Source organism: Streptomyces alboflavus (genome assembly GCF_000716675.1).
GTDB lineage: Bacteria > Actinomycetota > Actinomycetes > Streptomycetales > Streptomycetaceae > Streptomyces > Streptomyces alboflavus.
The window spans coordinates 127182-134929 of record NZ_JNXT01000023.1; the positions used below are offsets into that span (position 1 = coordinate 127182).

A 7748-nucleotide genomic window follows, 5' to 3' on the forward strand; every position below is an offset into this window, starting at 1 on the left:
ACGGACAGCCAAGGGGCGGTGGCAACGGCTTTACTGGATGCCATGAGCAGCGCAGACCACCTCGCCGCGATCGACCTGCTGCGCACCCGGGACTTCCCCGAGACGCCCGGCAGGTCGGAGCACGGCTACGGCGGACCCGGCTTCCACGTCGCGGAGCTGTCGACGTACGACCAGCTGTGGGACGACGACGGCACGGCGCACGAGGAGACGGAGGCGCGGTGCGAGGCCGAGCGCGACGCCCTGCGGGTGCTCCTCACCGAGCGCTGGGGCGAGCCCCGGCTCTTCGGCCTGACCAGCGTCCTCATCCGCGTCATGGCCCAGGAGGCCGACGGTTCGGGCGCGTCGGTCCCCAACCCGTGGGCCACGCTCAGCGAATCCGTCCCCGACGTCCACCTGTGGCGGTCCGACGGGCAGTGGATAGCCCTGGGGGTGGCCCGCTGGGGCGAGCGCCTCGCGGTCCAGCTCCTGGCCGTGGTGACGGTGATCGATCCGCCGTAGTACGCGCCGTGCGAGCCGGGTCAGCCCAGCCCCAACTCCCCATACGTGCCAGGGCCGAAGAAGCGCTCCACGTCTGCCTCCGTGACCGACGCGAGGTCGGCGGGCACCCACCTCGGGGCGCGGTCCTTGTCGACGACCTGGGCCCGCACGCCTTCGGGGAAGTCGGGCGCCGTCAGACAGGCACACGACACGCGGTACTCCTGGTCGAGCGCCTCCTCCAGGGACCCGAGAGCACGGGAGCGGCGCAGCGCGGCCAGCGTGACCTTCAGCGCGGTGGGGGAGCGCGAGAGCAGGACCTCGGCGGTCTCCTTCGCCGCCCGCTCGCCGCAGGACTGGAGGCGGTCGACGATGTCCTCCACCGAGTCGGCGGCGTAGCAGGAGTCGATCCACGCGCGGCGCGCGGCGAGTTCGCCCTCCGGGGCGGTCGCCGCGAACGCCCGCACGGCGTCCGCCGCGTCGGTGTCCGCGAGCGCCGCCGTGAAGTCCGCGAGGCGCTCCGACGGTACGTAGTGGTCGGCGAGGCCGCACAGCAGCGCGTCGCCCGCGCCCACCGGCGTGCCGGTCAGCGCCAGATGCGTGCCGAGCTCGCCCGGCGCCCGCGTCAGCAGATACGTGGCGCCGACGTCGAGGACGAAGCCGATGATCGTCTCGGGCATGGCGACCCGGGACCGCTCGGTGACGACGCGCACGTCGCCGTGCGCCGAGACGCCGACGCCGCCGCCCATGACGTACCCGTCCATCACCGCCACATACGGCTTGCGGTAGCGCGCGATCCGGGCGTTGAGCAGGTACTCGTCGTGCCAGAACGCCGCCGACGCCGCGCCGCCGCCCGCGAGGATGTCCTCGCGCACGGCCCGGATGTCGCCGCCCGCGCACAGACCGCGCTCACCCGCGCCCGTCACGACCACCGTGCGGACCTCGTCGTCGTGCTCCCACGCGGTGAGCGCCTCGTCGATGAGGCGGACCATCGGGTGGTCGAGCGCGTTCAGGGCGCGGGGCCGGTTCAGGACGATGTGGCCCGCGCGGCCCTCGACCCGCGTCAGGACCGGTGGTGCGTCGACACTCACTGAGCCGAGTCCTCCTTGTCGTTGCGGTCGGCCTTCTCATTGCCGTCGGCAGGTCCCTGGAACGCGTCCAGGATCCGTTCCGCCGCCGTCGTCGCCGTCAGCGTCCCCTCCCGTACCCGCTGCTCCAGGTCGGGTGCGAGGCGCCGCACGTCGGGGTGGGCGTGCAGCCGGCCGAGGAGTTCGTCGCGGACCATCGTCCACGTCCAGTCGACCTGCTGGTCGCGGCGCTTCGCGGCGAGGCGGCCGGTGGAGTCCAGGAGCGCGCGATGCTGTTCGAGCCGGTCCCAGAGGGTGTCGAGGCCCTTCGACTCGCGGGCGCTGCAACTCAGGACCGGGGGCGTCCAGGAGGCGTCCGCCGGATGCATGAGCCGCAGGGCGCCCGCCAGCTCCCGCGCCGCCGAGCGCGCGTCCCGCTCGTGCGGCCCGTCCGCCTTGTTGACCGCGATCACGTCGGCCAGCTCCAGGACGCCCTTCTTGATGCCCTGCAGCTGATCGCCCGTGCGGGCCAGGGTGAGGAGCAGGAACGTGTCGACCATGTTCGCGACGGCCGTCTCGGACTGGCCGACGCCGACAGTCTCCACGAGCACCACGTCGTACCCGGCCGCCTCCATCACCACGACGGACTCACGGGTCGCCTTCGCGACGCCGCCGAGCGTCCCCGCCGTGGGCGAGGGCCGCACGAACGCCATCGGGTCCACCGACAGGCGCTCCATGCGGGTCTTGTCGCCCAGGATGGAGCCGCCCGTGCGCGACGACGACGGGTCGACGGCGAGCACCGCGACGCGGTGGCCCATCGACGTCAGCATCGTGCCGAGCGCGTCGATGAACGTCGACTTGCCGACTCCGGGAACACCGCTGATGCCGATGCGCCGCGCCCGCCCCGAGTGCGGAAGGAGCTGCGTCAGCAACTGCTGCGCGAGCACGCGGTGTTCGGCCCTGGTGGACTCCACGAGCGTGATCGCCCGCGCGATGTGCGCGCGCTTGCCGTCGAGTACGCCCTTCACATAAGTGTCGAGATCGATCCTCGGTGCCATGGGCTCAGCGGCTCACAGCTCGCCACTGCCGGAAGCGGCCTCGCCGGGCAGTTCGTGGCCGAGCCCGACGGCGAGCCGCCGCACCAGGTCGTACGCCGCGTCCGGGATGACCGTGCCGGGCGGGAACACCGCCGCCGCGCCCGCCTCGTGCAGTGCCTCGACGTCCTGCGGGGGAATCACGCCGCCCACGACGATCATGATGTCCTCGCGGCCCTCGGCGGCCAGCTCCGCGCGCAGCGCGGGCACCAGCGTCAGGTGCCCCGCCGCCAGCGAGGAGACGCCGACGATGTGCACGTCCGCCTCGACGGCCTGCCGCGCCACCTCCCCGGGCGTCTGGAACAGCGGGCCGACATCGACGTCGAAGCCCAGGTCGGCGAAGGCGGTCGCGATGACTTTCTGGCCCCGGTCGTGGCCGTCCTGGCCCATCTTGGCGACCAGGATGCGCGGACGGCGGCCCTCGGCCTCCTCGAAGGACTTCACCAGCGCGCGCGTGCGCTCCACGGACGGCGAGGGGCCTGCTTCGGTGCGGTACACACCGGAGATCGTACGGATCTGGCCCGCGTGCCGCCCGTACGCCTTCTCCAGGGCGTCGGAGATCTCGCCGACCGTCGCCTTCGCGCGGGCCGCGTCGACCGCGAGCGCGAGGAGATTGCCCTCGAGGCCGGGGCCCGAGCCGCGCTCGGCCGACGCGGTCAGCTTGCGCAGCGCGTCCTGGCAGACAGCCTCGTCGCGCTCCTCGCGCAGCCGCCGCAGCTTCTCGATCTGCTGGGTCCGCACCGAGGAGTTGTCGACCTTCAGGACCTCGATCTGCTCGTCGCTGTCCACGCGGTACTTGTTCACGCCGATCACCGGCTGCCGCCCGGAGTCGATGCGGGCCTGCGTGCGCGCGGCGGCCTCCTCGACGCGCAGCTTCGGGATGCCCGCGTCGATGGCCTGCGCCATGCCGCCCGCCGCCTCGACCTCCTGGATGTGCTGCCAGGCGCGGCGCGCCAGGTCGTACGTCAGCTTCTCCACGTACGCGCTGCCGCCCCACGGGTCGATGACCCGGCACGTGCCCGACTCCTGCTGGAGCAGGAGCTGGGTGTTGCGGGCGATGCGCGCCGAGAAGTCCGTGGGCAGGGCGAGCGCCTCGTCGAGGGCGTTGGTGTGCAGGGACTGGGTGTGGCCCTGCGTCGCCGCCATCGCCTCCACGCAGGTGCGCGTCACGTTGTTGAAGACGTCCTGGGCGGTCAGCGACCAGCCCGAGGTCTGCGAATGGGTGCGCAGCGAAAGGGACTTGGCGTTCTTCGGGTCGAACTGCTTGACCAGCTTCGCCCACAGCAGGCGCGCCGCGCGGAGCTTGGCGACCTCCATGAAGAAGTTCATCCCGATCGCCCAGAAGAACGACAGGCGCGGCGCGAACGCGTCCACGTCCAGGCCCGCCTCCCGGCCCGCCCGCAGATACTCGACGCCGTCGGCGAGCGTGTACGCCAGCTCCAGGTCGGCCGTCGCACCGGCCTCCTGGATGTGGTAGCCGGAGATCGAGATGGAGTTGTAGCGCGGCATCTTCTGCGAGGTGAACGAGAAGATGTCGGAGATGATCCGCATCGAGGGCTTCGGCGGATAGATGTAGGTGTTGCGGACCATGAACTCCTTGAGGATGTCGTTCTGGATGGTCCCCGCCAGCTTCTCCGGCGCTACGCCCTGCTCCTCGGCGGCGACGATGTACAGCGCGAGCACGGGAAGCACCGCGCCGTTCATCGTCATCGACACCGTCATCTTGTCCAGCGGGATCCCGTCGAACAGCTGCCGCATGTCGTAGATCGAGTCGATGGCCACGCCCGCCATGCCGACGTCACCGGTCACCCGCGGGTGGTCGCTGTCGTAGCCGCGGTGGGTCGGCAGGTCGAAGGCGACCGACAGGCCCTTCTGGCCCGCCGCCAGGTTGCGGCGGTAGAAGGCGTTGGACTCCTGCGCGGTGGAGAAGCCCGCGTACTGCCGGATCGTCCAGGGCTGGTTGACGTACATCGTCGGGTACGGGCCGCGCAGATACGGCGCGACGCCCGGGTAGGTGCCGAGGAAGTCCAGGCCCTCCAGGTCGGCGCCCGTGTACAGCGGCTGGACCGCGATGCCCTCCGGGGTCTCCCACAGCAGGTCGTCCGCGTCCTTGCCGGTGGCCGACTCGACCGCGGCGCGCCACTGCTGGGCGGAGCCCCGCGGGGCCGCGTCCGGCTCCAGGCCGATGCCGGAGAAGTCGGGGATCGTCATGGCGCCACTCCCATGAGGTCGAGGGTGGAGGTGAGCACGGCCACGGCGTCGCAGCCGGCGAAGACATAGGCGTCGACATCCCCGAACTCGCCGGGCCGTCCCGCGAGGAATACCCGCTCCGCGCCCGCCGACTTCAGCGCTGCGGCGACTGCGGCCGCCTCCTCCGCGTACAGGGCGTCGCTGGAGCACAGGCAGGCGACGCGCGCCCCACTGGCCCGGAAGGCCTCGGCGGCGCTTTCGGCGTCCACCGAGACCGGGTCGTGGACGGCCTCGACACCGCCCGCCTGGAAGAGGTTCGAGGCGAACGTGGCGCGGGCGGTGTGCGCGGCGGCCGGGCCGAGCGCGGCCAGGAACACCTTCGGGCGGGCGCCGGTCTCGGCGAGGTGCGCGTCGGAGCGGGCGCGCAGGGCCTCGTACGCCTCGTCGCGCCGCACCCGCGGCAGGCCGCCCGTCGGCCCGGCGGGCGCGCTCTCGCGCTCCACGGGCTTCTCGGCGAGGTTCGGGAACTCGCTGACGCCCGTGATGGGTTCGCGGCGCTTGGCGAGCTTCCTTCCGCGCTCCGCCCAGGTCGCCGCCAGGCGCTCGCCGAGCATGCCGGAGCGCAGGGCGGCCGCCTGGCCGCCCGCGCGCTCGATCTCCTGGAAGAAGTCCCAGGCGGCGTGCGCCAGTTCGTCGGTGAGCCGCTCCACGTAGTACGAGCCGCCCGCCGGGTCGATGACCCGGGCCAGGTGCGACTCCTCCAGGAGGATCGTCGAGGTGTTGCGCGCGATGCGGCGCGCGAACGCGTCCGGCAGGCCCAGGGAGTGGTCGAACGGCAGCACCGTGACCGCGTCCGCGCCGCCCGCGCCCGCGCTCAGGCAGGCCACGGTCGTGCGCAGCATGTTCACCCACGGGTCGCGGCGCGCCATCATCACCGGCGAGGTCACCGCGTGCTGACGCTGCGCGCCCGCGTCGACGTCGCCGCTCGCCTCCGCCACCCGCGCCCACAGACGCCGGGCCGCGCGGAGCTTGGCGATGGTCAGGAACTGGTCGGCCGTGGCCGCGTACCGGAACTCCAGCTGAGCGCACGCCTCTTGCAGGGTCAGGCCCGCGCCGGTGAGCAGCCGCAGATAGGCCACGCCCGTCGCCAGGGACGCGCCCAGCTCCTGCGCGGCCGAGCCGCCCGCCTCGTGGTACGGCAGCGCGTCCACCGTGAGCGCGCGCAGGCCGCCGTACTCACGGCCGCACAGGCGCGCGAGATCGACGGCGGCTTCCGTGCCCAACTCCGAGCCCGTGCGCGCCTCGTACGCCAGCGGGTCCGCGCCGAGGTTGCCGTGCGCCGCGTCCTTGGCGACGCCCGCGGCCTCGACCAGGCGCAGCAACTCATGGGCGGCGGGCCCGACATCGGCTCCGGCGTCGAGCACGATCGGGGCCAGGTCCAGATAGACGCCGTCGAGCGCCCGCTCAAGGCCGGAGACGGGCAGCGCGTCGGGGCCGAGGGTGAGCCACAGCGACGTCACGCCGTTCTCGAGGTCGGCGAGGATCGATTCGTTCGTGCGGGCCGGGTCGCCTGTCGCGTGCCGCTGCCGTACGTCCCAGCCGGTCGCGGCACCGCCCGCGGCGCGCCCGCCGCGTACGAACGGGGCGAAACCCGGATGGCCGACATCGGCCACGACGTCACGGGCGGTGTACAGGGGGCGGGTGCTGAGCCCGTCCTCGAGCGCGGTGGACAGCGCTTCCTCCGCCGCCGCCCCCGATACGTCCTTACCCGACTTCCGCAGTACGCCCTCCACCAGGCGCTGCCACTGCTCATGGGTCGCATCAGGGAACTCGGCGGCCAGGGAAAGCCCGTCGTCAGGCAGGACCGTCATGTTCCGATGCTAGGGCTCAATCAGGGCCCGGTGCCGGGGCACCGCTGTGACCTTGCACTCTCCCCGTCGGTCTTGAACTCGGACGGCCCGCAAGTTATTACCGGTGGGTAATATATAGGGGTTTCATAGGGGTCGTATCTGTCCGCCGCGCGCCTTCAAGCAGGGGTTTTCTCCGGCACTCGCGGTGTGGCCTGGGGCGGGACCGACCCCTGTACGGCGCTTTCGCGGGCATCGGCGCGGACGGCGGCGCCGACGCCGCGCGGGGCGCCGCCGGTGACGTAGTGGGTGTACTCGCGGTGCAACCGGAATCCGGCCGTCCAGGCGAGCAGGCGGCTGGGGCGGTTGTCGCGGGCGCAGGACCAGCTCGCGGTGCGGCCGCGGGCCGAGACGTCCGCCGTGAGGGCGGCGACGCAGGCGAGCGCGAGGCCCTTGCGGCGGTGCTCCGGCGCGGTGGCCACGGCCACGTCCTCGTACGCGTCGCCCGCGAAGTAGGAGCACGCCACGGCGAGGACCCGCCCGCCCCGGCCGAAGGCGGCGACGGCGTGCCCGGAGGCGGCGAGCGCCGAGGGGCCGCCCCAACTGGCGTGGATCCAGTCGGAGTCCGGCCAGAGGGCCGCGAGCGCGAGCGCGTCGTCGCCCGTCACCCGGCGCACCCGCACCCCGCGCGGCGGCCGGGGCGTGGCGACGGGCTCCCGGTGGACGTACACCATGCGCTCGTCGGGCACGAGGCGGTCGAAGGCGGCGCCGAGCACGGGCAGGAACCGCGCCGAGGCCACGACATGGCTCGCGGTGAACCGCGCGAGGCCGTCCGGGGACACCGCGCGCGGGTCGCCGCCGAGCAGGACGTGACCGGCGCAGGACACCGCGAGGGCGCGCGGCGCGTCGGCGTCGTCGGCCCACCACTGGCCGGTGCCGTGCGTGCGGACGTGCTCGGGCAGCGCGGCCGTTCCGGGCGCCCCGGCGGCGAACCAGTCGGCGAGGGCGGGAAGTCGGTGCCGCGGGAGCGGGATCACGGGGCGGTCCTCCGGGGGCTCTGGTGGGGTGGGTGGGCG

General features: G+C 73.2%; 6 protein-coding genes. 1 reads left to right on the top strand and 5 read right to left on the bottom strand.

Features of this window, described 5'->3' with window-relative positions; all coding sequences use genetic code 11:
- The first annotated feature begins 42 nt into the window (after window positions 1-42).
- The gene (locus tag OO63_RS19700; protein ID WP_030358701.1) at window positions 43-498 is read left to right on the top strand and encodes a hypothetical protein; all 456 of its coding nucleotides are present in this window, start codon (window positions 43-45) and stop codon (window positions 496-498) included.
- Between the two features lie 20 nt (window positions 499-518).
- Here OO63_RS19700 and OO63_RS19705 read toward each other — a convergent pair whose 3' ends face one another.
- From OO63_RS19705 to OO63_RS19725, 5 genes are all read right to left on the bottom strand, one after another.
- On the bottom strand, window positions 519-1565 hold the full coding sequence (locus OO63_RS19705) for an enoyl-CoA hydratase/isomerase family protein (protein ID WP_030358702.1): 1047 nt from the start codon (window positions 1563-1565) through the stop codon (window positions 519-521).
- On the bottom strand, window positions 1562-2599 hold the full coding sequence (gene meaB, locus OO63_RS19710; protein ID WP_030358703.1) for a methylmalonyl Co-A mutase-associated GTPase MeaB: 1038 nt from the start codon (window positions 2597-2599) through the stop codon (window positions 1562-1564). Before meaB ends, OO63_RS19705 begins: the two co-directional genes overlap by 4 nt.
- A 12-nt stretch (window positions 2600-2611) precedes the next feature.
- A complete protein-coding gene (gene scpA, locus OO63_RS19715; protein ID WP_030358704.1) occupies window positions 2612-4846 on the bottom strand; it encodes a methylmalonyl-CoA mutase in 2235 nt (744 codons plus the stop codon).
- Window positions 4843-6696 carry a methylmalonyl-CoA mutase small subunit gene (gene mutA, locus OO63_RS19720; RefSeq protein WP_030358705.1) on the bottom strand — a complete coding sequence of 618 codons (1854 nt, stop codon included), beginning with the start codon at window positions 6694-6696 and terminating at the stop codon, window positions 4843-4845. The genes scpA and mutA overlap by 4 nt, the downstream gene beginning before the upstream one ends.
- Before the next feature lie 155 nt (window positions 6697-6851).
- The coding region (locus tag OO63_RS19725; RefSeq protein WP_428835928.1) for a GNAT family N-acetyltransferase at window positions 6852-7748 on the bottom strand (897 nt) is incomplete at its 5' end.